Below are 25,887 nucleotides of genomic sequence, written 5' to 3'. Positions count from 1 at the left end.
GCTAATGCCAGTCAGTTAAGCGGTAATGCGATCTGTAGCAGCTGCCGAGCCCGCGAGGCTGCGTTCGGCTGCATAGCAGTCGTGAGTCCTGCTGACGCAGCCTGCCTGACGTACCGCAATGACTGATTTTACGACTGCTTCGCAGTCGAACGCAGCCTCGCGGGCTCGGCAGCTGCTACAAAGGGTGTCGCGGCTGAAATTGCTTAACTGACTGGCATTAGCCACTCGGACCGGTCTCCTTTTCAGCTGCAGTTGCACGCTATCCAGTTCTACCGAAGATCACTCTTCATCAGCCCCCATCACTCGATCCTCAAACGCGGAGCGCACTGCATCCACAACACGTTGCGCCATGCCTTCATTTTCAAGCTGCGGGTATCCTTTCTTCAGCTTTCCGGACACCACCCAGCCGTTCTCCTTGATCGAACGGATGATCCGGTTCGCATCCTGATCCGGCATCTCGAGCACTTCTTTGAGTTGTTCCTGCGCTCGCTGAAAGATCATTAAAACTCGTGCTTCATCCGCCATCTCCGTACGAATTGTGTGCTCAACGACGCGAGCGGTGTACAAGACGTGTTCGGTCAGGTCTGGGTAGCGCCAGGCAAAGCCTGCGTCTTTGTATTCATCGAAGATGAAATTGCTGGGAGTTCCGTCCTCATAGGTCACGAGTTCACTGAATCGATAAGTCGCCGCGTAACGGCGCATAAACGGTCGTGAAAACACCTCGAGCGTACGGTCGTAGCCTGCCCTGAAATCGATCGAACTGGTGATAGTGGCTGACACGGGCAGGATCACTCCGTCGGGCACTGCCTTGTCCCTGATCAAGGTGTCGTTGATCAGGAAGCGATGAATCCGGCCGTTGCCGTCACGCATGGGATGGATGTACACGAAGCCGAATGCAAGCACTGCGGCGCGTGCCACTGACTCGGCACCTCGCGTCGCGATCTCGAACTCGTTGAGGCCTTCCAGTAGAGGGGCAAGTTCTTCAAAGTGCGGGGCAATGTAATGCACGATGTCCTCGCGCATTGTGGCCTGACCTACAAATACCGGGGAGCGCCGCAAGCCGAGCCCAATGGCATCTCGACCCAAAATACCGGCTTGCAGGGAACGTAGGCTGTCATTGCTTAATGGGGCTTCGATATGGCCGCAGTGCTGGGCAATGACATGCGCAAAACGCTGGATGCGATCAGCCTGGTCGGCCTCTTTTTCGATGAGAAAGCTGGCTCGTGACTCCTTGAACGTCAACCAACTGGCCGTACGCATCAAGATATCGGCACCAAAGGTTCGATCCAACTCTTTCAACTCCGCGCCGAGATCGAATTGCAGAGCCTCTTTGACTGCCGTCGTGCGACGAACTAAAGGGCAAAAACCGGGTGTACCGGGCAGGTTGTTTTTGACTCGCCAACGTCGAACTCGTGGTGGTTGACTACGGGTGAGGTAGTCCTGCGCAGAAAGTGCATCGACATAGCCACCGTTGGTTACGTCTGGCACATCCAGACTTTGCCCTGTCAGCCATTCATAGAGAAACCCCGTGCGGCGAGCATATTGGCCAAAAGGCTCTCGCCGGCACCAGGCTTCGATAGGGTCGGGTCCGGTCTTTGCAAACAAGCGAGCAAAGAATTCGAGATGGATCTCTTCGTATTTGAGGCCGAATTCGAAATGCCCTGAGAAATCGTCGGCAGGCCGGTAGCTCGGGGGATACTGATTCTGCGTATGCCCGCTGCTTTCGCGACTGACACGTGTCGTGCCAATCGTCGATTCGACACGCAATGGCTGTGCCAGAACGATGTCGTACTGGTTTGCGAGTGCCTTTAAACCGACCTGCATTAACGAAATCCTTTACTGAGGCGATAAAAACGCTAACAAATAACTGATCCTACGCGAAAGCGTTAATTTCATGGGGGGGGTGAAAGGGTTAACGGTCACCGAAATTCGCTAACAAATCACCATCATGCGAAAAAAACGCTAACGGGACTTTTATAGTAGCCGCTTCTGCACAGGAGCGCTTTGCGTATGGGGGGCGTCAGGTAAGCCTTCTAAACGAAAAAAGTTGCGCAGGGTTCGGATGAGGAGGAGTCCCTATACCAGCGAGTCCCCCAAATCCCGCCCATAAAAAAACCGGCCACTTGGACCGGTTTTTTCTGATTCTGCATCCCCCGTCAAAACCACTTTGACGTGAGACTGAAATTGATTGGAGCGGGTGAAGGGAATCGAACCCTCGTTATCAGCTTGGGAAGCTGGAGTAATGCCATTATACGACACCCGCTCAGAGCGCTGACTTTGTACCAGATACGGCCGCGGATTTGAAGTTTTTCTTTACGTGGAGCGGGCTTAACGCAGATGTGACAAAAAAGCCCGGACCGTTTGACGGTCGATCGCGGGCAAGCCTCGCGCCTGCAGAATGCGTTTAACGCAGCAGGGCGGTGCTTGCTCGCGATGACGCTACTTCAGCCTGCCAATGCATGGTGTTCCTGGACGTTGTGGTAACGCGGTCGGCTTTCGTGTTGCGCTGGTTTCAGGAAGCCTATCAGTGCGTTGCGGCTGTCTCGGCAGGCGGCTTTGTGCTCCATGTCGAGAAAGTGGCCGGTGGCCTGAATGGTGCTGAACGTGCTGTGTTGCACATGACCGGCGAACAACCGGGCGTCGTCGGCGGCGGTGTATTCGTCCCATTCGCCGTTGAGGAACAGCACCGGCACGTCGATTTTCTTCGCCGCGTGCAGGTAGCACTGGCGGTCGCTGTGCAGCACGTCGTTGATGTGGAAGTGCATCTGCCCGTACTCATGTTCGGCCAGGGAGCTGACGTGGCGATAGTTGAAGCGCTTGAACAGCGACGGCAGGTGTTTGCCGATGGTGTCGTTCACCAGGTGTCCGACCCGGTCGCGGTCCAGGTTGCCGAGGTGTTCGACGCCGCGCTCGAGGTAGTCGAGCATGTGCGCGTTGATCACCGGGGAGAACGAGCTGATCACGGCTTTTTCGATGCGCCGTGGCCGTTGCGACAACGCCATCATGGTCGCCGCACCGCCCCAGGAGAACGACAGCACGTGTTCGGCGGCGAAGTGGTCGATCAGCTCAAGAAGGATCTGCCCTTCGATTTCCTTGGTGAGCATTTTTTCATGCAGGTTGTGGGCTTTTGACCGGCCCGCGTAGGGCTGGTCGTAGCAGACGACGTTGAACTGCGGATGGAGGTTTTTCACGGTTTGTGCAAACGACGCAGTCGTGGCCATCGAGCCGTTGACCAAGATAATGGTCTTCTCTGCGGCGTCTGCGCGATAGAACTCCGTGTAAACCCGATACTGACCCTGTATATCCAGCACAGCGATTTCTGGCCTCATGTCATAAGACTCCTGGCAAGCGGGTATGCGCGCAAATAGAGATTGCACGAGCTTTGTGACAGGTAGGCATACGCCTGGAATTTGAGAGGCCCATGTCGATCCATTGCAGTCCGGTCGACGGGTATTGTTATTGGCGGGCAGTCTGCCGGATGAGGCCGGAACCCAAGGGTTCCTACCGGCAAAAAGTTTCTTGGAAGTATGTGGTGACTCATCGGTCACATTTCGGCCGACGTCCTGATTCAAGCAGGGGTCACGTCATCGCGCAAGTGCCGTTGGTAAATTGTTCGACAACTTTCTGCTCGGCGGTCGCCTGCTTAGATCGATCCGATCTCTTCAGCGCTCAGTGGGCGGTATTCGCCCGGTTTCAACGCGTCGTCGAGCACCAGCGACCCCATGCATTCGCGGTGCAGGCGCATCACCTTGTTGTTGAGGTGGCCGAACATGCGCTTGACCTGGTGATAACGGCCCTCGACGATGCTCAGACGTGCGCATTTTGGCCCGAGCAGCTCTAGCCCGGCCGGTTGCGTGGTGAGGTCTTCGAAGGCGAAGTACAGCCCTTGGCTGAACGTGATCGCGTATTCGGGGCCGATGTCCTGCTCGGTTTCGACGTAATAGACCTTGGGCAGTTTGGTCTGCGGTTGGGTCAGGCGCCGCGACCAGCTGCCGTCGTTGGTGATCAGCATCAGGCCGGTGGTGTTGAAGTCCAGGCGTCCGGCGATGTGCAGTTCGTCCTTGTCCGGTTCCTGGATCAGATCGAGCACGGTCGGGTGCTGCGGATCCCGGGTGGCGCTGACGCATCCGGCGGGCTTGTGCAACATGAAGTGACGCAGGGGTTTGCCGAGTTGCAGTACTTCGTTGTCGACTTCGACTCGGCTGAATTCGCGGACTTCGCTGTGCGGGTCGCTGACGACTTTTCCGTCAACCCTGACGCGTTTTTCCACCAGCAACAGGCGCACCTGCTTACGGTTGAAGCACGGCAGGTTGCTGAGGAAACGGTCGACACGCATGACTTAAGGATCGGTAGGGAAAGGGGGGCGCATCTTACTTGATCGACCCGGACGCTGCTTGCAATTGCGCCTCGACCTCGGCGCAGCGCGGGCACAGACACGAGGCGTCGCGCAGTTCCGCCGGCAGCGCCTGGAGCACGGCCGGGTCGATGCTGACGCCGTAGCACCAGCAGGCGCGGTCAGCGGTTCGCGGATCGGCCAGGGTGCAGTCGTTGGGGGCGCCGCAGGCGGGGCAGAGGTCAGGCTGGTTCATAGCTGGAGTGAGGTTTTTCCACGCAGGTGCGGTTACGGCCGGTTTGCTTGGCACGATACATCGCATGATCCGCCCGTGACAGCAGGCTGTGCAAGGTGTCATCGGGCTGCAGGGTGGTGAGGCCGATGCTCACTGTCAGTTGCAAGGCTTTGTCGTTGTAGGCATAGAGCTGTTGTTCCACGTGCTGACGAATTTTCTCGGCAATCATCAGACCGGTCTTACCGTCGGTGTCCTTGAGCAGCACGATGAACTCTTCACCGCCCCAGCGGCAGACGATGTCGGAGTGCCGCAGGCAACTTTCCAGATCCCGGGCGAAACCGGTCAGTACCTGGTCGCCGGCCAGGTGGCCGTAGGTGTCGTTCAACGCCTTGAAATGGTCGAGGTCCAGCAGCAAGGCGGTCAGGGGCCTGGGCTCGCGCCGGGCTTCGTGCATGGCTTGCGCGGCCAGCAGGTCGAAGCCACGACGGTTGGGCAGTTCGGTCAGGCTGTCGAGGATGGCCTGGGCCTGGATCTTGTCCTGATAGCGTTTGATCACCCGGTTGAGCAAGGCCAGCACGATCAAGGTCACCAGCAGGCAGATCAGCAGGTTGAGGTACAGCGACTGGCGGATTTCACCAAGGGCGCTGTCTTCGCGTTTGTCGACGAACAGGTACCAGTTCAGCTCCGGGATAAACCGCACGTTGAGGAAATGCCCCTGGCCCTGCACGGAGTATTCGTAACTACCGCTGTGGGGTTTGGGCAGCCGGCTGACCAGGTCTTTCATGCTGTCGAGTTCGCTGAGTTTCTGCCCGATGTGCGCACCCTGCGGCCCCCCTTCGGCGCCGGTGAGCACCAGGCGCCCGAAGTTGTCGACGAAATACACACTGCGTTGATAACGTTGCTGGTACTTGTCGATCAGCTTGATCACGGCGTCGACAGTCAGGCCAACCCCGGCCGCGCCGATGAATCGGCTGTTGTAGTCGTAGACCTTGTAGTTGATGAAGAAGGTCAGGTTGTCCTTGTTGGCGAGGTCCGGGTCGACGTTGATCTCGTACGGATCCTTCATGTCCCGCACGCGAAAGTACCAGGCATCGCGGGGCTCGGTGGTCTTGACCTGCTTGAGCACACCCTTGGCATGGTAGTAGGTCAGGCTGGTGTTGGAGACGAAGAACGCGGTGTAGGCGCCGTAGTGGGTCATGACCTCGTTGAGGTAACGGGTCATCTGGTCGGAGTCTTTCTCACCGTTGACCACCCAGTCGCGCATGAAGGTGTCGCGGGCCATCATCGAGGAAATCAGGATCGGCCTGACAAGGTCTTTCTGGATTTCCGAGTAGACCGTGTCCGACGTCAGCGGCAGTTCGGTGTTGACGATGTTGTCGCGGATCGAGGCCCGGGAGGCGTAGTAACTGAGGAAGGAGGTGGCGAGGAAACCTGCGCCCAGCAACGCGACCAGCGTGAGTACCAACGAACGTTGAGAATACAGCGGCGAGCGAAGCGGCATGGCAGTTCCGTTGGCAGAGGTCCGATGGCAGGCATTCTAATGGCACTGCAGGGGAAAAACTGCGGCATTTGCAGAATGAATTGGCAAGCATCGAGGGCTGTGGTGCCTGAGCCGACGCCTTCGCGGGCAAGCCCGCTCCCACAGGTACAGCGCGGTCCTTGTGGGAGCGGGCTTGCCCGCGAATCGAAAGATCAACGCAGTGTTTTCAGATACATCCGCCACCCGCCCAAATGGCTGATGTTCACCGCGCCCTCCAGCCCATGGGCCTCGCAGATAAACCCGCTCTCCCAGCGACCGTCCGCCAGTTGCACCTTGCCCAACCCCAGCGGCGCCGGAATCCCGGTCAGGAACGAACCCAACTCGCTGCTCGGCAACTCCCAGACTTCCACCGCAATCGCCACGCCGCCATCCTTCACGCGGACCATGCCCGGACGAAACGGCGGGCCGCCGGCCAGGGCATGGAGTTGATAATCCGGTGAGCTGAATGTCGTTTCCATCAAACGGGCACCGCGCTGCCTGAGCTGCCAGTTCAACGCCAACCCGTCCAGGTGCGCACCGCAGACCACCAGCCGCGCCCGATCATGGCGGGCTATCGTCGCCGGTGCAGGCGCGGCCAGGCCCTGCTGGCGCTGCAGGGCATCCGCTACGCTCAACAGATACTGATCGGTGAAGGCGCGGCCAAACAGCGTCACGCCCCAAGGCATGCCGTTGTCCATGAATGCGCTGGGCACGGCGACGGCGGCGAAGTCGAGCAGGTTCATGAAGTTGGTGTAGTAGCCCAGTTCCGAATTGCGCAGCACCGGTTCGACCTCGAGTTCCGCCAGTGTCACCGGGCGGCCGATGGTCGGCGTGACGACGCAATCCAGGCCTTCCAGCGCTGTGTCACACAGGGCTTTGAGCGCTTGCAGCCGGTATTGGGCGCGGAAAGTTTGTACGCCATCGACAGCGGGTGCCTTGGCCAAAACGGCGCGAATCACCGGCAACACGGCCTCGGGTTTTTGCGCCATCAACTCCCCGGTCACGCTGTAGCGTTCGGCCACCCACGGGCCTTCATAGAGCAAGCGTGCGGCCTCCAGGAACGGCGACAGGTCCAGTTCCACCGCTTCGCCGCCCAGGGCCTTGAGGCGGTCGATGGCATCACCGAACAACAGCGGGCCTTCAGGGCAACCGAAGAATTGCAGGTCCTGTGCACGGGGTACGCCGAAACGGAAGGGACGTGGTGTACCGAACGCCGAGCCGTCGTTCCACAGTGGATTGCTGCGGCTGTATTCGTCCCGTGGGTCGAGGCGTGCGGTGAGCGCCAGCAACTGACTGGCCTCCCGCGCCGTGGCGGTGAAAGTGGTGACGCAATCCAGTGTACGACAGGCCGGAACCACGCCGGCCGTCGAGATCAGGCCCTTGGTGGCTTTCAGGCCGACCAGGTTGTTCAACGCCGCCGGCACACGCCCGGAGCCGGCGGTGTCGGTGCCCAGCGCAAAACTCGCGACCCCTAGCGCCACCGCCAGCGACGATCCGGCGCTGGAACCGCCCGAGGGATACTCCGGCAATATGCTGTTGGGGCACACGCCGTACGGTGAGCGGCTGCCGTTGAGCCCCGTGGCGAACTGGTCGAGGTTGGTCTTGCCCAACGGGATCGCACCAAGGGCCAGCAATTGTTCGACGATGGTCGCCGAACGCTCCGGCACGTAGGCGAATGCCGGGCACGCCGCGGTGGTCGCAATGCCCGCCAGGTCGATGTTGTCCTTGATCGCAAACGGCACGCCGTACAGCGGCAGGCTGTCGAAGTCGCGACCGTCGAGGGCAGCGAGGTAGGGCTCCAGTTCATCGACACTGAGCAAGTGGATGAACAGGTGATAGTCCGGGTTCAGCGCGGCGGCTTTGTCCCGCAGTTGCAGCAGCAATTGCCGTGGCGTGGTGCGGCCGTCGCGATAAGCGTCGCGCAGGGCGTCGAGTTGCAGATTGATGTTCATGGCATGAGTCCTTTTCAAAATGGGTTCAGTCGAGTTCCAGCACCACGACACGCTGCCCGGCGCGCACCGCCGAACCCGGTTGCACGCGAATCTCGCGCACCACGCCGGCCATTGGCGCGAGCAAGGGAATTTCCATCTTCATCGACTCCAGGATCACCAGCACATCGCCGGCCTCGACGCGGTTGCCGGCTTCGACCCGGACCTGCCAGAGGTTGCCGGCGATGTGGCTGTCGATGCTCTGTTGGCCGTTTGCCAGCGGTGCATCTTCGGTGGCCTCCGGGGCCGGTTCTTCACTGTCGAAATGCGCCTGGCCACTGGCGATCCAGCGTTCGCGCTCGGCATTGAATGCGCCTTTTTGCTGATCGCGAAACCCGTCGATGGTCTCGGCTTCCCGGGCCAGGAACGCCTGGTAATCCGCCAGGTTCAACTGACTGTGCTCGATGTTCAGGTCGAAGCGCCCGAGGGGGAAATCCCGGCGGATGCGCAGCAGTTCATCGGCGCTGACCGGGTAGAAACGGATCTGGTCGAAAAACCGCAGCAACCAGGGTTTGCCATCGAACGCGGCAACTTCGCGGTAGCGGTTCCACATCTGCAACGTGCGCCCGACAAACTGATAGCCGCCGGGGCCTTCCATGCCGTAGACGCACATGTAGGCGCCACCGATGCCCACAGAGTTTTCCGCGGTCCAGGTGCGCGCCGGGTTGTACTTGGTGGTTACCAGGCGATGGCGCGGGTCGAGCGGGGTGGCGACCGGTGCGCCGAGGTAGACGTCGCCCAGGCCCATCACCAGGTAACTGGCGTCGAACACCGTGCGCTGCACTTCGTCGAGGTTCGGCAGGTCGTTGATGCGGCGGATGAACTCCAGGTTGCTCGGGCACCACGGCGCGTCCTTGCGCACCGTGGTCATATATTTCTCGATGGCCAACTGGCACGCAGGGTCGTCCCAGGATAGTGGTAGATGCACGATGCGCGAGGGCACTTGCAGGTCCTTGGCGGCGCACACAGCGTCCCATTCGCCAGCGACGATGCCGAGCAGGTCGGACAGCGGCAGTTGCTCGGGCTGATAGTGGATTTGCAGCGAACGGATGCCCGGCGTCAGGTCGATCACGCCGTGCAGGACTTTGCTTTCCAGCGCCTGCATCAGAGCGTGGGCGCGAAAGCGCAGGACCAGGTCCAGTTCCGGGGCGCCGATTTCCAGCAGCAGGTGGGTGTCGCCGCAAAGGCGCGCCACCAACCGCGTATCGTCCTGCCCTAAATCCAATACCACAGGCGACACAATCCCCTGTGGGAGCGGCGGTGCGGCGGTCCGACTTGCTCGCGAAAGCGGTTCATCGGACACTTTAATGTTGACTGACACGCCCTCTTCGCGAGCAAGCCCGCTCCCACATTGATCCCATTTCAAGGCCAGGGTGCGGGCGGTCTTGAGGTCGACGGGGGAGAACTGCACCTTGTCCCCTGCCTTGAGCTGCCCAAGTTGCCAAAGATCCGCCTCGATCACCGTCACCGGGCACACGAACCCGCCAAGGCTCGGGCCATCCGGGCCGAGGATGACCGGCATGTCACCGGTAAAATCCACCGCGCCGATCGCATAAGGATTGTCGTGGATGTTTGACGGATGCAAACCGGCTTCACCGCCGTCGGCGCGCACCCACTCAGGCTTCGGTCCGATCAAGCGAACGCCGGTACGGCTGGAGTTGAAATGCACTTCCCACTGCGTGGCGAAGAAGGTGCCGATGTAGTTTTCCGTGAAGTATTCCGGGGCACCGTGAGGGCCGTAGATCACGCGAATCTGCCGAATCGCCGGCAGGTCGGTGCCCTGCTCGTCAGCCAGTTGCTGACCGGCACTGCGGTCATTGAGGGCTGGCAGGTGCAACACATCACCGGCGCGCAACGCGCGACCGCCGTGACCACCAAACTGACCCAGGGTGAAGGTGCTTTTGCTGCCCAGATAATCCGGTACCTGCAGGCCGCCACGCAGGCACAGATAGCTGCGGGCACCTGCGCCTGCGATGGAGCCAAGGCTCAACGTCGCGCCCGCTGGAATCAGCAGTGCCGTGTTCATCGGTACGCTTTCACCGTTGAGCAACAATGGAATCACCGCGCCAGTCACCGCCACCACCGCCTCGCAATTGAAGCGCAACAACGGCCCGCTCATGGTGACTTCCAGCGCCGCCGCGCCTTCGTCATTGCCCAGCAAACGGTTACCCAGACGCAGCGCCCGGCTGTCCATCGGCCCCGATGGCGGCACGCCAACCGCCCAGTAACCGAGACGGCCGGGATAGTCCTGAACGCTGGTTTGCGTACCGGCGCTGAGCACTTCAAAGGTGTTGGCTTGATACACCAGGCCTTCCAGGCAACGGGTCCACGGCTGGCCACTGGCGAAAGGTGCATCGAGCAGAATCTGCCGCAGGTAATCGCGGTTGGTTTCCACGCCGTAGAGCAGGCTGGCCCCCAGCGCCTGATGCAGGTCAGCGGTGGCCTCTTCGCGAGTCGGGGCCCAACTGATGACCTTGGCGATCATCGGGTCGAAGTAGGGCGCAATCTCGCAGCCAGCTTCGACCCAGGTGTCGATACGCAGTTCAATGCCATTGGCCACCGGGAAATCCACGGCAGTAAGCAAGCCTGGACTCGGTTGAAAGTCGCGGCCCGGATCTTCGGCATACAACCGCGCCTGGATCGCATGGCCCACCGGTTTCAAACCTTGCATCAGTTCGCTCAGGGGCGGCAGATCACCGGCCGCCAGTTGCACCATCCAGCGCACCAGGTCGACACCCCACACCTGTTCGGTGACACCGTGTTCCACCTGCAAGCGGGTGTTCACTTCCAGAAAGTAGAAACGCCGGGCATCGCTGTCGAAGACGAACTCCACGGTGCCGGCGCTGCGGTAATTCACCGCTTTGGCCAGTTTGATCGCGGCCGCGCACAGCTCTTCGGCCATGCCGTCGGGCAGGTTCGGCGCCGGGGTTTCTTCGAGGACTTTCTGGTTGCGTCGTTGCACCGAGCAATCACGCACGCCGAGGGCGATCACGTCACCGTGACCGTCGCCGAACACCTGCACTTCCAGGTGCCGGGCGCGCTGGATGTACTTCTCGATGAACACTCCGGCGTCGCTGAAATTGTTCTGGCCCAGGCGCTTGACCGCTTCGAAGGATTCGCTCAACTCGGCCGCGCTGCGGCATACGCGCATGCCGATGCCGCCACCGCCAGCGGTGCTCTTGAGCATCACCGGGTAGCCGACCTGTTCACCAGCCAGCAGCGCGGCATCGAGGCTGTCAAGCAGTTCGGTGCCTTCGAGCATCGGCACGCCGTGTTGTTTGGCCAGGGCGCGTGCGGTGTGCTTGAGGCCGAACACCCGCAGTTGTTCGGGTGTCGGTCCGATAAAGGCAATGTTGACGGCCTCGCAGGCTTCGGCGAACGCGGCGTTTTCCGAGAGAAAGCCGTAGCCGGGATGGATCGCGGTGGCGCCGGTGGACTTGGCGATGGCGAGGATCTTGTTGACCGCCAGGTAAGTTCCAGCCGCTGCACCCTCACCGAGGCTGTGGGCCTCATCGGCTTGCAGGATGTGCAGGCTGGCGGCATCGGCTTCGGAGTACACGGCAACGCCCGGCACTTGCAGTTCGCGCAAGGTCCGCAGGATGCGGCAGGCAATGGCGCCACGGTTGGCAATCAGGACTTTTTCGAACATGGCATAACCCCCGGAGGCGATAGCGCATCAGCCTCGACTGGGATGCGGGCCGTCCCGCAGTTTTTCGAAAGGCACCGGGGTCGTCCCCGGTGGCAAAATCAGTTCTCTGCCAGACACCGCTGACCCCCTGTGGGAGCGGGCTTGCTCGCGAAGGGGGCGTGTCAGTCGACTTCGATGTGTCTGATTCGCCGCTTTCGCGAGCAAGCCCGCTCCCACAGGGGGACTTGTGGTGCTTTTACTGTTTGATGCACTGCCCCGAACGGGCCTGGCACAAGGCAAACAACCAACGGCGCAGTCTCGGGAATTTCAGTTCCATACCAGCAGCTCCGCAGGGGTCGGGTTGTAGGCGTTGCACGGGTTGTTCAGTTGCGGGCAGTTGGAGATCAACACGATCACGTCCATCTCGGCCCGCAGGTCGACGTACTTGCCCGGCGCGGAAATTCCGTCTTCGAACGTCAGCCCGCCGTCGGCAGTGACCGGTACGTTCATGAAGAAGTTGATGTTCGGCCCGATGTCGCCCTTGCCCAGGCGGCCGTCGTGAGCACAGGCGCGCAGGTAGTTGTCGCGGCAGCTGTGCATGTAGCGTTTTTCCAGGGCGTAGCGCACGGTGTTGCTCTCTTGCGCACAGGCGCCGCCGAGGGTGTCGTGACGCCCGCAAGTGTCGGCGACGATGGTCAGCATCGGCTTGCCGAGGTTGGAATAGAGCACGCTGCCAGTGCTCAGGTACACACTGTTTTGCCGACGCAGGGTGCGCTGCACGTCGTAGCGCTCCCTGGGATTGGCGACGCTGTAGAACAAGGTGTCGATAGCCTGGTTGCCTTCCAGGTCGAGGATGCGCAGGGTCTGTCCGGCCTTGACCTCCATCAGCCAGGGTTCGCCGGCGGGGATGGTGGTGCGGTAGACGGCCGTTTCAGGCGACTGTGCAACGGTGGCGATTGCGAGTGACATGGCAGCGATCCTCAGGCAAACAAACGGTCGGTGTTGATGAAACCGCGCTCGTTTTCCGGGCGCGAGGTACGGCAGTGTTCGGCGACGCTGGCGTCGGCGTTCATCCAGCTGAGCTTCAGCGGTTTCGGCGCATATTCCGGCGACGGGTCCATCGGGTGCTGCAGGGCTGTGAGCACCACCAGGGTGTCCATCGGCGCGTACAACTCGATGTAGTCGCCAGCCTTGGAATTGCCCTCGACGAAATGGAAGCGCCCGGCGTCATCGACGTTCACGCGGCTGAACAGGTTGAGGGTCATCAGCAGGTCGGACAGGCCCAGCCCCCACTTGCCCAGCTCCACCAACAGGTTGTCGGTACCGTTGCGGAAGAAGCCGTTGCGCAGTTCCTGATAGCGGCCCGTGCCGTACTTTTGCGCCACTTCTTCCGCGCAGAGCACGCCGCCGAGGCTGTCGCTCCAGCCGCAGGTGTCGGCTGTGATGGCGGCCAGCACGCGGCCCATGTCCGAGTACAGGCAGTGGCCGGCGGTGAGCTTGGCGGTGTGTTGGCATTTGAGGCTGTCGGGCAGGTTCAGGCGCTCGTTTTTTTCGTTGGCGTTGAGCAGCATCAGGCTGACGTTGGCGCCACCGCGAATGTCGGTCAGGCGCAGCAGTTGGCCACGTTTCAAGACGAAGGAACGATGGCCGCCGCCGGGGAGCATTTCTTCGGCGAAGGGCGGGAACATTTGGGTCGAATCAGTCATGGGCAAAACCCTCTCAAGCGGTTCGAAGTGAGCCCGCCAGTTGCACTGGCAGGGCGTCGACGGCGGCACGGTGGGTGCGGCGGTCGCTGTTCAAAGGGATGTCGTAGGTGATGCGTGCGCCATAGCGGCCGGGCGCATGCGGGTCGAGACGGACCTTGTCGAACACCAGCAGGCGTGTGCCCAGGCTGAAGCCTTCGGACAGGTCATGGGTGACCATGAATACCGTCAGTCGAGTCTCGCGCCACAGCTCCAGGAGCAAGGCGTGCATGTCTTTGCGGATCCCCGGGTCGAGGGCGCCGAACGGTTCGTCGAGCAGCAATACCCGCGGCTTCATGATCAGCGCCTGGGCGATGGCCAGCCGCTGTTGCATGCCGCCGGAGAGTTGCGCCGGATACTTGTCCAGCGAGTGGCCGAGACCAACTTTGTGCAGCAGCACCGAAGCCTTTTCGCGGGCCTCTTTTTTCGCGCTGCCGAACAGGCGTCCTAGCAAGGGGGAGCGCGGCAGTTCGAGGCCGAGGGCGACGTTGTCCAGCACGCTCAAATGCGGGAACACCGAGTAGCGCTGGAACACCACGCCACGGCTGGCATCCGGCTCACCGGCCAGCGGTTGGCCGTCGAGCAGGATTTCGCCGCGACTGGCTCGTTCCTGGCCGAGCAGCAGGCGCAGGAAGGTCGATTTGCCGCAACCGGAGGTACCCACCAGGGTGCAGAACTCACCTTCGTTGACGTTCAGGTTGAGACCTTCGAGCACCACTTGATCGGCGTATTGCTGCCAGACGTTTTTAACGGTGATGAAGCTCATTTGGCGGCCCCCTCATACCAGGGGAACGCACGCCGGGTCAGGCGTTTAAGGCCCCAATCCATCAGCCAGGCGAGCAAAGTGATCCACACCACGTAGGGCAAGATCACGTCCATCGCCAGGTAGCGACGCACCAGGAAAATCCGGTAGCCGAGGCCATCGGTGGAGGCGATGGCTTCGGCGGCAATCAGGAACAGCCACGCCGAGCCGAGCATCAGTCGCAGCGAGATCAACAGCCGTGGCAGCAGTTGCGGCAACACCACCCGCAGCATCAGGGTCCATGTCGAGGCACCGAGGGTCTGGGCCTTGATCAGCAGTTCCACGGGAATTTCCCGGGCGCGCTGTTCCAGGTCCCGGGCCAGCGCCGGAGTAATGCCGATCACGATCAGCATCACTTTCGACAATTCACCCAAGCCGAAAACGATGAACAGGATCGGCAGGATCGCCAGCGGCGGCACCATCGACAGCACGGTCAGCAAGGGTGACAACGGCGCACCGAACAATGGCAGGGTACCGGCGGCGATGCCCAGGCACAGCCCGGCCAGGGCGCTGATGCCCAGGCCAATGGCCAGACGCTGCAGGCTGGACGCCGTGTCCTGCCAGAGCAGGAATCCGCCGGTGCGGCTGTCGGCGACGAACGCCAGGCGTTTCACCGCATCGGTCATCTGCACGGCGCTGGGCAGCAGCTTGTCGTTGGGGTTTTCCGCCAGTCGCTCGGCCGAGCCCATGAAGTAGGCGAACAGCACCAGGGCGAGCGGCAGGATCACCAGCAACAGGCGACTGGGGCGGTCCGGGTGACGGTTGATCAGGCGCATGACCGGTTCTCCTGATTACAGCTTGGCGTCGGCGGCCATCTGCACGTAGCTCGGGTCGAAGCGCAGCTTGAGGTTGGCCTTGTCGCCGCTGGTCACGCCGTTGGCGAAGGCCATGCCGACCACGCTGGTGTCCTTGGCGCCTTCACCCAGCAAGCCATGCTGGAAGGAGAACTCGGCGACCTTGCGCATGGTTTCCGGCAGTTGCTTGCTGGTACTGAACGCCAGGGCTTCTTTCGGGGTGGCGAACAATCTGGTGGTGTCCAGTTGCGCCTGGAAACCCGCCAGGTCAGTGCCCGAGGCTTTGGCCATGTGCTCCAGGGCGGCTTTGCCGGCGGCGTTTTTCGCGCTCATCAACTCGACCACTTCAAACCAGGCGCCGGTCAGTGCCTTGCCCAGGGCCGGGTTGTCTTTGAGGGTCTGGGAGTTGACCACCATCATGTCCATGATCTCGCCGGGGATCTGGCTGGAGTTGAACACCTCGGTCACCGCAGGCTTGGCCTTGATGTCCGAGAGCATCGGGTTCCAGGTGGTGACGGCGTTGACCTGATCGGTGTTGAAGGCGGCCGAGATATCGGCGTCGGAGGTGTTGACCACTTTCAGGTCTTTCTCGGTGAGGTCCACCGAATCCAGGGCCCGGGCCAGCAGGTAGTGAGAGACCGAGAGTTCGACCAGATTGACGTCCATGCCCTTGAGGTCGGCGACTTTCCTGCCTTCGCCCTTGAGTACGATGCCGTCGTTGCCGTTGGAGAAATCGCTGACGATCAACGCAGTGCTGTCGACGCCGCCAGCGGCCGGAATGGTCAGCGCGTCCATGTTGGTCATGGTGCAACCGTCGAACTGGCCGGCGGTGTACTGGTTGATCGATTCGACGTAATCGTTGAGCTGCACCACGTCGATCTTGATGCCGTACTTTTTCGCCCATTTATCGACGATGCCCTGGCTGCCGGCGTATTCCCAGGGCATCCAGCCGGCGTAGATCGTCCAGCACACGCTGAAGTGGTCTTTCTGGGCGGCCTGGGACGAGAAGCTCACGAGGGCGGCGAACGCAGCGGCGAGCAGGGCGGGTAAACGAAGCTGGGACATGGTGATTCTCCAGTTGATCAAGGACGGACAGGAAGGCAGCGGCACCGCTAACGGTGGCTTGTCTCCCGGGCTTTTGTCCCGCCGTGTAACCTCAACTGGAGGTCGCCAACTCTCGGACCAGCCACTCGCGATTGCGAGCCGGAACCCTAGTCAGCCATTGCAAATTGTGGTGCCGCGAACCTGTAGTGACTCCTGCACGGTCTTACTAAAGCGAGAGGCGTGCCAAGTTGGCCCGAGCGCTCTAGCGTGGGGGACAGGCAGGTCGACGGTGTTGGTTGGAAAGGCGCACTGCCTTGTGATGGTGCGCTGGTGCACCGCATTGGAACCTGTCCGCCGCTGATCAGGAGGCGGGTGCAACATCGCACTTGGCAGGGGATTACCAGTCAAAACAGGTGTAAGTCGGTGTGTGCCGGCTGCTGTCACAGGTCTTTACGGAGGCCGCCATGTTACGTCGATTGTTGTTGGGTGCAGTGCTCGGTCTCGGATTGTCTGGCTGCTACTACTACGACGGTCCTGCCGACGTCTACGGGGGACCTTATTACTACCCCGACTACTACTCGCCTTATTACTACGGTTACTACGGTCCACGTTATTACGGTGGCTATCGCTCCTATTACTACGGTGGGCATGGTTACTACCGTGGCCATGGCGGTGGACATCATGGCGGTGGACATCGCGGTGGTCACCATTAATCAGGGCGTGAATGGATGAAAAACCTTTCATCGGCCAGATGTTTCTACTTGTTTCGATGACGCACCAGATTCCGAATTCGGTGTCTGATATTTCGACAGTCATTGAACATTTGACTGTCGCCTGCCAGCGTCGCTGGTGTGGCTTGCCCGCGGTCCAGGAGGCCGCCATGCACTGTCAAAAAAAGCTGCGCCGAATTCTTCTGCTTACTGTGTTGGGATTATCCCTTGGTGGGTGCGTGCCTTATTACGATGAAGGAGGCAGCTACTACAGTTCCGAAGTCTATACCTCGCCGGCGCCAACCCAATACGCCGGGGGGAGTTCCTACTATTCCAATGGTTACTACACACCGTCGCCTCGGTATTACATGCCACCAGCGCGGTATTACCAGCCGACGCCGCGCTATTACTACCAGCCGCGGATGTATCAACCGCGCTATTACCAGCCCGCTCCGCATTACTACCAGCCATATCGGGGCTATTACCGGATGCATCAGAACCATGGCTGGGACGGCCGTAACCGCGGGGGCTGGAACAATGACTCTCGAGGCCATGACTGGCGCAACCATCGTGGCGAACGTGGCGATCACAACTGGCGGCGTAACCACCGCTAGTTTTATATAGAACACAGCTCTAATGTGGGAGCGGGCTTGCTCGCGAAGGCGTCGTCTCAGAAACATTGATGTTGTCTGACACTCCGCCTTCGCGAGCAAGCCCGCTCCCACAGTTTTGTGTGTGTTTTCAGTATTCGGACAAATCCGCCAGCGGATGCCGACCCTCCCACGCTTTGTGAAAATGCGCCTCTACCACCGCGTCCGGCACGTTGTTGATGTCCGGCCAGTGCCAGTGCGGTTTCTGGTCCTTGTCGATCAACCGGGCACGTACGCCTTCGCTGAATTCCGGATGACGACAGCAGTTGAGGCTCAGGGTGTATTCCATCTGGAAGACTTCGGCCAGCGACAGGTGCCGGGCGCGGATGATCTGCTCCCACACCAGATGAGCGGTCAGCGGCGCGCCTTCGCTCAGGGTTCTGGCTGCGCGGCTCAGCAACAGGTCGGTGTGATCGCGCAAGGCGCTGATGGCCTTCCAGGCGCAACGCACGTCGCTGACATCCAGCAGTTCGTCGATCTGCTGGCGTCGCGGCAGCCACTGAGCTTCGGGCATCTGTGCCACGGCTTCCTGCTGCAAGGCCTTGAGCAGGCTGTTGAGCTGCATGGGTGTCTGTTCCTGCCAGTTCAATTGCAATAGGCCTTCGATCAATTCCGGCTGCTGCTCATCGAGCAGGAAGCGATCGGCCAGGTCAAGGTCGATGGCATCGCGGCCGTTCATGTGCGCACCGGTCAGGCCCAGGAATAATCCGAGCTTGCCGGGCAGGCGCGACAGAAACCAACTGGCGCCAACGTCCGGGTACAGGCCGATGCTGATCTCGGGCATCGCCAACCGGCTGCTCGGCGTGACAACGCGGATGCTTGCCCCTTGCAACAACCCCATGCCTCCGCCCAGTACATAGCCGTGGCCCCAACAGACCAGCGGTTTCGGGTAGGTATGAAGTTTGAAGTCCAGGCGATATTCCGCCGCAAAAAACTGCGCGGCCAGTGGCGGTACTTCACCCGGATGGACGCGACAGGCCTCCACCAGGCTGCGCACTTCGCCGCCGGCGCAAAAGGCCTTGGCGCCGTTGCCGCGCAGCAGGACGCAGACGATCTGCGGATCCTTGGCCCAGGCTTCCAGGCGGTCGCGCAGGGCGTTGATCATCGGCAGGGACAGGGCGTTCAGGGATTTTTCGGCATCCAGGCTGGCGATGCCGATGCGCGCGCCGTCGGTGCCGGTGAGTTCTTCGAAGTGCAGATTCATCGTGACCTCGATCGGGAATTTGAGGATTAAGTATGATCGCTGTGTGGGAAAGTGCTGGATCTGCGTCAGATCAATTGACAAGCGTGATGCGCTTTCCTAGGGTTCGCCCCATTGTTTTTGCCGGATGTAACCATGACTGCTGACGACCGTATCAAACTCGAACCGGGCTGGAAGGAGGCACTGCGTGCCGAATTCGACCAGCCCTACATGGCAGAGTTGCGAAACTTCCTGCAACAGGAGCGGGCGGCCGGCAAGGAGATCTATCCGCCGGGGCCGATGATTTTCAACGCGCTCAATTCCACGCCGCTGGACAAGGTCAAGGTGGTGATCCTCGGTCAGGACCCTTATCACGGTCCGGGCCAGGCCCATGGCTTGTGCTTCTCGGTGCAGCCGGGCGTACCGGCGCCGCCGTCGCTGGTGAACATTTACAAAGAACTCAAGCGCGACCTGAACATTGACATCCCCAACCATGGCTACTTGCAGAGCTGGGCCGATCAGGGGGTGCTGATGCTCAACACCACCATGACCGTCGAGCGCGCCAACGCCAATGCGCACAAGGACAAGGGCTGGCAGTTTTTCACTGATCGAGTCATTGAAGTGGTCAGCCAACAGCAACCGCACCTGGTGTTCATGCTGTGGGGCGCCCATGCCCAGAGCAAGCAGAAGCTGATCGATGCCACCAAGCATCTGGTGTTGACCTCGGTGCACCCGTCACCGCTGTCGGCCTATCGCGGCTTCCTTGGTTGCGGGCACTTCAGCCGGACCAACAAGTTTCTGGAGCAGAATGGCGAGACGCCGATCGAGTGGCGGTTGCCGCCGGTTTGAGTACCTCGGTCCAACGGCTTTCAAGGCAGATTGCCCGAACTTTATGCATCAGGCGGTGAGTGGTTGATTTGCCGTTAATGCCGTGACGATGAGCTTTGCCATCGCTTGCGCCGTTGGATAGTCCGTTTTGGTGAGTTCAAGAAAGGCTGATACGCAGGAACTGAAAGGACTTTGCGGACTGCACATCAACGCGATTGTGTCTTCGTATAGTTGTTTGTCTTGCGGATTGATTTTAGCCAACTGTAGTGCGAACCAAAGCGTCCTGATTTCTACGGCTCTGCGTGATGTGAGGTCTTCATGATTGAGTTGAAAAAACTCGATGGTCGTGACTGCGCGTTCGTTTGCGGGGCCATCACTGTGTCGTGGAACCGCCAGTACTCCATTGAACGTAATGAGTTCTTGCGGGTCATCGGGATCGACCGATGAGATTGGGTAGAGCAGCAAGGCAGACTCTTTTTGCATGTTCGCCGGGTCACTATTCTGAATGTCGCGTTTGCCACGAATTGGAAAGTAACTCGACTTGAGCGTCGAATTGCAGCGGGTGCAGGCGATGGCATAGTTCAGATGATGATACGCAAGCTTGTAATAACCCACCTTGCTGCCTGCTCCTGTGGGCCAGGCAGGCTTGAAGTCTTTCCAGTGAACAACCTTGTGATTGGGCCACGGTTTGACTTCACTTTTGGGGCGATAGTGCTCGACTTCATGGACTTTGCTCGCCAGTACGGCTCCCTGAAGCTTGGTTTCGCAATACGCGCATTTTTCATGCTGCAGCGAAATGTAGACGTGTTTGATTTCCCCCCAAAAGTCCGGGTCATCGGTATAGCCACCGGCAGCAATGTAGTGCTGGATTCGCGTTTGAGCACGGCCTATCCAGTTCGGTTGTACTCCGTTGATCAACGCAATTAGCTCAGCTTCCGAGATTGGGTAGCGGATCATTCTTTCGACTCTGACGGCGTCACACGCGGGCGTCGGACACGGGTAGCGGTAGTTTTGGTTTTTTGAGGTTTTGCCATTTCATCGAAGGTCATACCCTCGGCGAGGACTCTCAGATAGTCGACAGAAGCTTTGGCATCTCCGGAAACTGCACTGCGCGCCAGGCTGATCAGGGTGTCCGCAGTTGGAGTCGCTCGTGTGCTTTCAAGGCCGAAATAGGGGGAAAGCAAAATCTGCTCGGCGCTCTTACCCCGTACATGTTCGGGTAGGCGCTTGACAACGGTTGAGCCATTTTCATCTGCCAGTACGAACAGGTTTTGCGAAGTCAATGAACCTACAACCAATGGACTGTGAGTCGTCAGGATGAACTGAACATTGGGAAGAGCTTTGGCTAGTGTAGGGACCACACTGCGTTGCCACTCGGGATGAAGATGCAGATCAATCTCGTCAACCATGATGACGCCACGCATCTCTCGTAGTTTCAAACCACTGGAGACACCTTGGCAAACATGGAACAACATATCGCCAATCCAGCCGATATAGGCCCTGAAACCGTCAGATAAGGCGCGAAACGGCAGTACTGTTCCGTTCATTTCGAATAGGTGCTCTCGATCCGTGGGCACACTTTGAATCTGGCAGACGGGGGGAAGCAGATCGTTGATCAGGTTGATGACTTGCGTGTATCGACCCTTGTTCTCTTCGGCGAAGGCTGGCAGCCAATAAGACAGGGGCATGAGCGTCAAGTGATCTTCGAAGAGGCCGGCGACACGTTCATAACGACGCAAGCGAGAGCGGGTTCGGGCGCTTTCGTCAACTCGGGCTGCCGCTTCTACGCGACGGGTGGCGCCGTAGCCGACAATGAAAAAGGCAGGGCTCTTTTCATCCAGTTGCATTGCCTCGATGGCTTCATCGTAGTCTTGCGGCGACATACTCCAACTCATCCGCTCAACCAGGCTGACGGTGCGGATTTCTGTGCTTACCGAAAACTCTTCGGGCATGGTCAATGCGCTTTTTTTAAGTGGTGGTCTTTCTTCCACTGTCGAGAGGATTTGCGCAGTCAGTCGTGCCTTGTTTTTGTTGAGGTTGATTTTGCCGGCGACTTTTCCCGGTGCGCGCCGGATAAGACCTTCAGGTACAAAGCCGGAACTGCCACTCAGGAGGGGCCCCAATACCGCAAGGGCAACGGCCCTTAGAATGCTGGTTTTGCCGAGGCCATTGTCCCCCAGCAACACATTGACGTTGGGGTATTGCAGATCTTTGGCCCCCGGCAGATTGAACTCAAGGGTGGCACTCTCGAAAGACCGCAATTTTTCTATCTGTAGATCTTTGATGTGCATCAGTTCACCTCTCCCGAAGCCAGAGATGGTAGCAAACTATGCTTCATTGGATACCGCTCGTCTCACGGCAATTGTTCGTTACGAAGTTGGATCGCGGTCCCAGTACTTGAACAACGGCTCCGCCAGAAACAACACAAACAATAGCCGCATCACCTGCATCGCCGTCACCAGAGGCACCGACAGTTGCAGGGTTTCCGCCGTCAGGCTCATCTCGGCAATCCCGCCGGGCATCATGCCCAATGTCAGTGAACGCAGATCCAGATGGGTCAGCGCACTCAAACCCAAGGCCGCCGCCGTGGCGATCAACATGGTAAGCACCGTGCCAATCAAGGTACGCCCCATGAACGATGGTGCACGCCGGAAAAACTGCCGGTTGAAGTGACAGCCCAGACCGCTGCCGATCAACCATTGGCCAATCTGGCTACCGCCATTGGGCAGACCGATGTGCAGATCCCAGCCGATGCTGACTGCCGCGCTGACCAGCAACGGCCCGAACAGCCAGGGGTTGGGTTGACGCAGGCGTTCCCAGATCCAGGCCGCCAATGCGCCTGCCGGGAACAGCAGGGCCAGCCAGCGCCAGTCCACGGCGGTGGCATGTAAAACCGGGGCACCATCGCCCAGTAAGTACTTGAAAGCCGCCGGCACGCAGAGCACCACGACCAGCACCCGCAAACTCTGCCCCGCCGCGACACGGCTGAGCACCGCACCATTGCGGGCGCCGAGGTTGACCATTTCCCCGGAGCCGCCGGGCATGCTGGAAAAGAACGCCGTGGCACGATCTTCACCGGTGCGGCGCATCAGCCACACGCCGACCACGGCAGACAGGCTGGTGACCAACGCACCGAAGAAGATCAGACCGAAATGACTCAGCACCTGCTCCATCACCAGCGGGGTGAAGTGCAGGCCGATACCGATGCCGACGATCCACTGGCCGCACTTGCGGCCGCCAGGGATTTCGGCCAGTTGCCAGGGTGTCAGGCAGCGCACGAGGATGATCGCCAGCAACGAGCCGACCATCCACGGCAAAGGCCAGCCGACCTGGCTGGCGAGGTAACCGCCAAGCAGGCCGACCAGCGGGGTTCCCCACCAGAGTTTGAAGGGGGACCTGTCAGACATCGGCGATAGCGCGTTGCGCGGCGGAACGTTTGCGCCAGATGCGGATAAGCGGCATCAGCAGCATGATCGCCGTCAGGATCCAGCAACCGAAGGTGATCGGGCTCGACCAGAGGATTTCCAGTGCACCGTTGGAGATCGACAGGGCGCGGCGCAGGTTCTGTTCCATCAGGCCGCCGAGGATGAAGCCCAGCAATACCGGCGACAGCGGGAAGTCCAGCTTGCGCAGGATATAACCGAAGATGCCGATGCCGATCATCAGGAACAGATCGAACGTTGTAGCGTGCACCGCGTAGACACCAATCCCGGTAATGATCGCGATCACCGGCACCAGTGCCCAGTTCGGCACGGCGAGGATGCGGGTAAAGATGCGGATCATCGGGATGTTGAGGATCACCAGCATCACGTTGGCGATGAACAACGAAGCGATCAGGCCCCAGACGATGTCCGGTTGCTGTTGGAACAGCAGCGGGCCCGGAGTGATGTTGTACAGCGACAGCGCGCCGATCATCACCGCCGTGGTGCCGGAACCTGGAACGCCGAGGGTCAGCATCGGCACCAGCGCACCGCAAGCTGCGCCACCGATGGCGGTTTCCGGAGCGGCGAGGCCACGCATGTCGCCCTGGCCGAAAGTACCCTTGGCGCCAGCCATGCGTTTTTCGGTCATGTAGGCCACGGCACTGGCCAGGGTCGCACCGGCACCCGGCAACACGCCCATGATGAAACCCAGTACGCCGCAACGGATGTTCACCACGAACACCGACGCCGCTTCCTTGAAGTTGAACATCATGCGCCCGGTGGCTTTCACCGCTTCCTGGCCGTGGTGGGTTTTTTCCAGCAGCAGCAGGATTTCGCTGATGGAGAACAGGCCCAGCACCAGCACGACGAACTGGATGCCGTCGGTCAGGTGAATATTGTCCCCGGTGAAGCGATACACACCGCTGTTGGCGTCGATGCCGACGGTCGACAGGAACAGACCGATCAGCGCCGCGATGAACGTCTTCAGCGGACGGTCACCGGCCATGCCGCCGAGGCAGACAATCGCAAACACCATCAGTACGAAATATTCCGCCGGGCCGAAGGCAATTGCCCATTTCGCCAGCAGCGGGGCGAATAGCACCATGCCGCAGGTCGCGATAAAGGCACCGATGAACGAGCTCCATGCCGACAACGACAGCGCTACACCGGCCAGGCCTTTGCGTGCCATCGGGTAACCATCGAGGGTGGTCATCACGGTGGACGCTTCGCCCGGGATGTTCAACAGGATCGAGCTGATCCGGCCGCCATATTCGCAACCCAGATACACCGCCGCCAGCAGGATCAGTGCCGACTCCGGTGGCAGGCCGAGGGCGAATGCGATCGGGATCAACAGTGCCACGCCGTTGATCGGCCCCAGGCCCGGCAACAGGCCGACCACGGTACCGATCAGGGTGCCGCACAGTGCAGTCACCAGGTTATACGGGCTCAGCGCGACGCCGAAACCCTGACCCAAATAGCCAAGAGTATCCATATCAGTTCTCCAGAACGTCGAGCACACCCAAAGGCAGCGGCACGTCCATCAACTTGTCGAACAGCAGGTAGAGGCCGACGGCCATCAGGCTGATGATCACGATGCTTGGCACCCAGCGACCGCCATACAGACGGGCCATGGGCACGCCGATCAGGATGCTGGCGACGATGAAGCCCAGCGGTTCGAAGGTGCCGGCGAACACCAGCAACAGCACCACGCAGATGCCGATCTTGGTCAGGGTTTCGCGATCCAGTGGCGGCTCGTCAGCACTGTGCTTGATCGGTGCCGGACGGAACGCCATGTACAACAGCGCTGAGCCCATCAGGCCAAGCATCAGCAGTGGAAAGGCCCGAGGCCCCACCGGTTCGTAGGAAAAAGCCGCTTGGTACGGCCACGCCATCAGTGCCAGGCCGAGACAGACCAGTAACAGCACCGAAGCAAAAATGCGTTGTAAGAGCATGGAAAACTCCTGTGCCGCGGCCCCGCAAAACGGAGCCGCAGCCGCTAGACAGAGGCGATCACTGGATCAGGCCGAACTCTTTGGCCAGCACTTTGTAGTCCGCGACTTGCTTCTTCACGTAGGTGTCCAGTTCCGGGCCGGTCATGGCGAACGGGAACAGTTCACGCTGATCGCGCAGCTTGGCGAATTCAGGCGATGCCAGCAGTTTGTCGAAGGCGTCTTTCCACCAGGCGTAGTCTTCGTCACTGACCTTTGGCCCGAGGTAGAAGCCGCGCACCACCGGCCAGACAATGTCGTAGCCTTGCTCTTTGGCGGTCGGGATGTCTTTCATTTCCGGCTCGTCCAGACGCTTCTCGGCAAACACGGCCAGCAACCGCATGTCGCCGCTCTGGATGTGCGGCATGGAGTCGGAGATGTCGGTGCTGCCGACCTGGATGTGGCCGCCGAGCAGGGCGGTGGCAATCTCGCCGCCGCCTTCGAGCGCCACATAACGCAGGTCGCGCGGGTTGATCCCGGCGGCCTTGGCGATCAGCGCGGTTTGCATCCAGTCCTGGCTGCCGACGGTGCCGCCGGAACCGATCACCACTTTGCTCGGATCTTTCTTCAGTGCCTGGACCAGATCGTCCAGAGTCTTGTAAGGCGAATCGCTTTTCACCGCGATGGCGCCATAGCTGGTGCCGACGGCGGCCAGCCAGCGCACGTTGCTTTCATCGAAGCGACCGAATTTGCCTTGGGCCAGGTTCAGCAGCGAACCGCTTGACCATGCCACCAGGGTGCCGGCATCCGCCGGACGCTGGGCAACCACCGCGTTGTACGCCACCGCGCCGACACCGCCGGGCATGTAGGTCACGCGCATCGGTTTGGTCAGCAGTTTTTCGTTGACCAGCGCGCTTTGCGCCAGTTTGCAGGTCAGGTCGAAACCACCGCCGGGTGAAGCCGGGGCGATGCATTCCGGGCGTTTGGGTTCGGCAAGCACTTGGCCGGTGAACAGCAGGACGCTGGCGGCGAGGGCTAGTTTACGCATTGACAGGTTCATTCAAGTCTCCTTGGGAGTTGTTGT

General features: G+C 60.3%; 22 protein-coding genes, 1 tRNA gene and 1 riboswitch. Of the genes, 3 read left to right on the top strand and 20 right to left on the bottom strand.

The window, feature by feature from the left end:
- Positions 1-279 precede the first annotated feature (279 nt).
- The 13 genes from AC07W4_RS24735 to AC07W4_RS24675 all read right to left on the bottom strand — a co-directional run bounded on the left by AC07W4_RS24735 (position 280) and on the right by AC07W4_RS24675 (position 16,106).
- Complete coding sequence (locus AC07W4_RS24735) at positions 280-1,824, bottom strand: Fic family protein (RefSeq protein ID WP_495034336.1); 1,545 nt, start codon at positions 1,822-1,824, stop codon at positions 280-282.
- Between the two features lie 365 nt (positions 1,825-2,189).
- Positions 2,190-2,263 (bottom strand) — tRNA-Gly (locus AC07W4_RS24730).
- Positions 2,264-2,444: 181 nt separating this feature from the next.
- Complete coding sequence (locus AC07W4_RS24725) at positions 2,445-3,329, bottom strand: alpha/beta fold hydrolase (protein ID WP_495034335.1); 885 nt, start codon at positions 3,327-3,329, stop codon at positions 2,445-2,447.
- Positions 3,330-3,643: 314 nt separating this feature from the next.
- The gene (locus AC07W4_RS24720; RefSeq protein WP_495034334.1) at positions 3,644-4,336 is read right to left on the bottom strand and encodes a pseudouridine synthase; all 693 of its coding nucleotides are present in this window, start codon (positions 4,334-4,336) and stop codon (positions 3,644-3,646) included.
- A gap of 34 nt (positions 4,337-4,370) precedes the next feature.
- A complete protein-coding gene (locus tag AC07W4_RS24715) occupies positions 4,371-4,589 on the bottom strand; it encodes a cysteine-rich CWC family protein (RefSeq protein ID WP_008050697.1) in 219 nt (72 codons plus the stop codon).
- Positions 4,576-6,069 carry a sensor domain-containing diguanylate cyclase gene (locus tag AC07W4_RS24710; protein WP_495034333.1) on the bottom strand — a complete coding sequence of 498 codons (1,494 nt, stop codon included), beginning with the start codon at positions 6,067-6,069 and terminating at the stop codon, positions 4,576-4,578. Before AC07W4_RS24710 ends, AC07W4_RS24715 begins: the two co-directional genes overlap by 14 nt.
- 191 nt (positions 6,070-6,260) lie before the next feature.
- Positions 6,261-8,039: an allophanate hydrolase gene (gene atzF / locus AC07W4_RS24705; RefSeq protein WP_495034332.1), complete on the bottom strand. Its 1,779-nt coding sequence runs from the start codon at positions 8,037-8,039 to the stop codon at positions 6,261-6,263.
- A gap of 25 nt (positions 8,040-8,064) precedes the next feature.
- Positions 8,065-11,724 (bottom strand): urea carboxylase, encoded by a 3,660-nt coding sequence (gene uca / locus AC07W4_RS24700; protein ID WP_495034331.1) that lies wholly within the window; start codon positions 11,722-11,724, stop codon positions 8,065-8,067.
- A 306-nt stretch (positions 11,725-12,030) separates the two neighbouring features.
- Positions 12,031-12,672 (bottom strand): urea amidolyase associated protein UAAP2, encoded by a 642-nt coding sequence (locus AC07W4_RS24695; RefSeq protein ID WP_495034330.1) that lies wholly within the window; start codon positions 12,670-12,672, stop codon positions 12,031-12,033.
- Between the two features lie 11 nt (positions 12,673-12,683).
- Positions 12,684-13,409 (bottom strand): urea amidolyase associated protein UAAP1, encoded by a 726-nt coding sequence (locus tag AC07W4_RS24690; RefSeq protein ID WP_495034329.1) that lies wholly within the window; start codon positions 13,407-13,409, stop codon positions 12,684-12,686.
- A 13-nt stretch (positions 13,410-13,422) separates the two neighbouring features.
- Positions 13,423-14,211, bottom strand: a complete 789-nt coding sequence (locus AC07W4_RS24685; RefSeq protein WP_495034328.1) for an ABC transporter ATP-binding protein — start codon at positions 14,209-14,211, stop codon at positions 13,423-13,425.
- Entirely contained in the window at positions 14,208-15,023 is an 816-nt protein-coding gene (locus AC07W4_RS24680; protein WP_495034327.1) for an ABC transporter permease, read from the bottom strand. The genes AC07W4_RS24685 and AC07W4_RS24680 overlap by 4 nt, the downstream gene beginning before the upstream one ends.
- Before the next feature lie 15 nt (positions 15,024-15,038).
- Entirely contained in the window at positions 15,039-16,106 is a 1,068-nt protein-coding gene (locus AC07W4_RS24675) for a putative urea ABC transporter substrate-binding protein (protein WP_495034326.1), read from the bottom strand.
- A 60-nt stretch (positions 16,107-16,166) separates the two neighbouring features.
- A riboswitch (guanidine-I (ykkC/yxkD leader) is annotated at positions 16,167-16,267 on the bottom strand.
- A gap of 282 nt (positions 16,268-16,549) precedes the next feature.
- Between AC07W4_RS24675 and AC07W4_RS24670 the strand changes: the two genes are divergently transcribed.
- Both AC07W4_RS24670 and AC07W4_RS24665 read left to right on the top strand, forming a co-directional pair.
- Positions 16,550-16,798: a hypothetical protein gene (locus AC07W4_RS24670; RefSeq protein WP_495034325.1), complete on the top strand. Its 249-nt coding sequence runs from the start codon at positions 16,550-16,552 to the stop codon at positions 16,796-16,798.
- Positions 16,799-16,965: 167 nt separating this feature from the next.
- A complete protein-coding gene (locus AC07W4_RS24665) occupies positions 16,966-17,409 on the top strand; it encodes a hypothetical protein (protein ID WP_495034324.1) in 444 nt (147 codons plus the stop codon).
- 127 nt (positions 17,410-17,536) lie between these two features.
- Here AC07W4_RS24665 and dspII read toward each other — a convergent pair whose 3' ends face one another.
- On the bottom strand, positions 17,537-18,649 hold the full coding sequence (gene dspII, locus AC07W4_RS24660) for an enoyl-CoA hydratase/isomerase DspII (RefSeq protein ID WP_008050718.1): 1,113 nt from the start codon (positions 18,647-18,649) through the stop codon (positions 17,537-17,539).
- A 132-nt stretch (positions 18,650-18,781) separates the two neighbouring features.
- Between dspII and ung the strand changes: the two genes are divergently transcribed.
- A complete protein-coding gene (gene ung, locus AC07W4_RS24655; RefSeq protein WP_008050720.1) occupies positions 18,782-19,474 on the top strand; it encodes a uracil-DNA glycosylase in 693 nt (230 codons plus the stop codon).
- Between the two features lie 48 nt (positions 19,475-19,522).
- On the opposite strand, the gene AC07W4_RS24650 is transcribed toward ung, so the two are convergent.
- The 6 genes from AC07W4_RS24650 to AC07W4_RS24625 form a co-directional block, all read right to left on the bottom strand.
- Positions 19,523-20,410, bottom strand: a complete 888-nt coding sequence (locus AC07W4_RS24650) for a hypothetical protein (protein WP_495034323.1) — start codon at positions 20,408-20,410, stop codon at positions 19,523-19,525.
- Positions 20,407-21,744, bottom strand: a complete 1,338-nt coding sequence (locus tag AC07W4_RS24645) for an AAA family ATPase (RefSeq protein WP_495034322.1) — start codon at positions 21,742-21,744, stop codon at positions 20,407-20,409. The genes AC07W4_RS24650 and AC07W4_RS24645 overlap by 4 nt, the downstream gene beginning before the upstream one ends.
- A 78-nt stretch (positions 21,745-21,822) precedes the next feature.
- Positions 21,823-22,860: an AbrB family transcriptional regulator gene (locus AC07W4_RS24640; RefSeq protein ID WP_495034321.1), complete on the bottom strand. Its 1,038-nt coding sequence runs from the start codon at positions 22,858-22,860 to the stop codon at positions 21,823-21,825.
- Positions 22,853-24,367, bottom strand: coding sequence for a tripartite tricarboxylate transporter permease (locus AC07W4_RS24635; protein WP_007996225.1), 1,515 nt, complete (start codon positions 24,365-24,367; stop codon positions 22,853-22,855). Before AC07W4_RS24635 ends, AC07W4_RS24640 begins: the two co-directional genes overlap by 8 nt.
- 1 nt (position 24,368) lies before the next feature.
- The gene (locus AC07W4_RS24630; RefSeq protein WP_007996224.1) at positions 24,369-24,827 is read right to left on the bottom strand and encodes a tripartite tricarboxylate transporter TctB family protein; all 459 of its coding nucleotides are present in this window, start codon (positions 24,825-24,827) and stop codon (positions 24,369-24,371) included.
- Between the two features lie 58 nt (positions 24,828-24,885).
- Complete coding sequence (locus AC07W4_RS24625) at positions 24,886-25,863, bottom strand: Bug family tripartite tricarboxylate transporter substrate binding protein (RefSeq protein WP_495034320.1); 978 nt, start codon at positions 25,861-25,863, stop codon at positions 24,886-24,888.
- Positions 25,864-25,887 lie beyond the last annotated feature (24 nt).

Source organism: Pseudomonas sp. GW821-FHT02A08 (genome assembly GCF_059422045.1).
The sequence above is the reverse complement of the archived record's forward strand: the minus strand, read 5'-3'. Positions and strand labels throughout refer to the sequence as shown.

Coding starts and splice junctions, on each gene's coding strand:
- AC07W4_RS24735 (WP_495034336.1), bottom strand. CDS start 1,824: ATGCAGGTCGGTTTAAAGGCACTCGCAAACCAGTACGACATCGTTCTG.
- AC07W4_RS24725 (WP_495034335.1), bottom strand. CDS start 3,329: ATGAGGCCAGAAATCGCTGTGCTGGATATACAGGGTCAGTATCGGGTT.
- AC07W4_RS24720 (WP_495034334.1), bottom strand. CDS start 4,336: ATGCGTGTCGACCGTTTCCTCAGCAACCTGCCGTGCTTCAACCGTAAG.
- AC07W4_RS24715 (WP_008050697.1), bottom strand. CDS start 4,589: ATGAACCAGCCTGACCTCTGCCCCGCCTGCGGCGCCCCCAACGACTGC.
- AC07W4_RS24710 (WP_495034333.1), bottom strand. CDS start 6,069: ATGCCGCTTCGCTCGCCGCTGTATTCTCAACGTTCGTTGGTACTCACG.
- atzF (WP_495034332.1), bottom strand. CDS start 8,039: ATGAACATCAATCTGCAACTCGACGCCCTGCGCGACGCTTATCGCGAC.
- uca (WP_495034331.1), bottom strand. CDS start 11,724: ATGTTCGAAAAAGTCCTGATTGCCAACCGTGGCGCCATTGCCTGCCGC.
- AC07W4_RS24695 (WP_495034330.1), bottom strand. CDS start 12,672: ATGTCACTCGCAATCGCCACCGTTGCACAGTCGCCTGAAACGGCCGTC.
- AC07W4_RS24690 (WP_495034329.1), bottom strand. CDS start 13,409: ATGACTGATTCGACCCAAATGTTCCCGCCCTTCGCCGAAGAAATGCTC.
- AC07W4_RS24685 (WP_495034328.1), bottom strand. CDS start 14,211: ATGAGCTTCATCACCGTTAAAAACGTCTGGCAGCAATACGCCGATCAA.
- AC07W4_RS24680 (WP_495034327.1), bottom strand. CDS start 15,023: ATGCGCCTGATCAACCGTCACCCGGACCGCCCCAGTCGCCTGTTGCTG.
- AC07W4_RS24675 (WP_495034326.1), bottom strand. CDS start 16,106: ATGTCCCAGCTTCGTTTACCCGCCCTGCTCGCCGCTGCGTTCGCCGCC.
- AC07W4_RS24670 (WP_495034325.1), top strand. CDS start 16,550: ATGTTACGTCGATTGTTGTTGGGTGCAGTGCTCGGTCTCGGATTGTCT.
- AC07W4_RS24665 (WP_495034324.1), top strand. CDS start 16,966: ATGCACTGTCAAAAAAAGCTGCGCCGAATTCTTCTGCTTACTGTGTTG.
- dspII (WP_008050718.1), bottom strand. CDS start 18,649: ATGAATCTGCACTTCGAAGAACTCACCGGCACCGACGGCGCGCGCATC.
- ung (WP_008050720.1), top strand. CDS start 18,782: ATGACTGCTGACGACCGTATCAAACTCGAACCGGGCTGGAAGGAGGCA.
- AC07W4_RS24650 (WP_495034323.1), bottom strand. CDS start 20,410: ATGATCCGCTACCCAATCTCGGAAGCTGAGCTAATTGCGTTGATCAAC.
- AC07W4_RS24645 (WP_495034322.1), bottom strand. CDS start 21,744: ATGCACATCAAAGATCTACAGATAGAAAAATTGCGGTCTTTCGAGAGT.
- AC07W4_RS24640 (WP_495034321.1), bottom strand. CDS start 22,860: ATGTCTGACAGGTCCCCCTTCAAACTCTGGTGGGGAACCCCGCTGGTC.
- AC07W4_RS24635 (WP_007996225.1), bottom strand. CDS start 24,367: ATGGATACTCTTGGCTATTTGGGTCAGGGTTTCGGCGTCGCGCTGAGC.
- AC07W4_RS24630 (WP_007996224.1), bottom strand. CDS start 24,827: ATGCTCTTACAACGCATTTTTGCTTCGGTGCTGTTACTGGTCTGTCTC.
- AC07W4_RS24625 (WP_495034320.1), bottom strand. CDS start 25,863: ATGAACCTGTCAATGCGTAAACTAGCCCTCGCCGCCAGCGTCCTGCTG.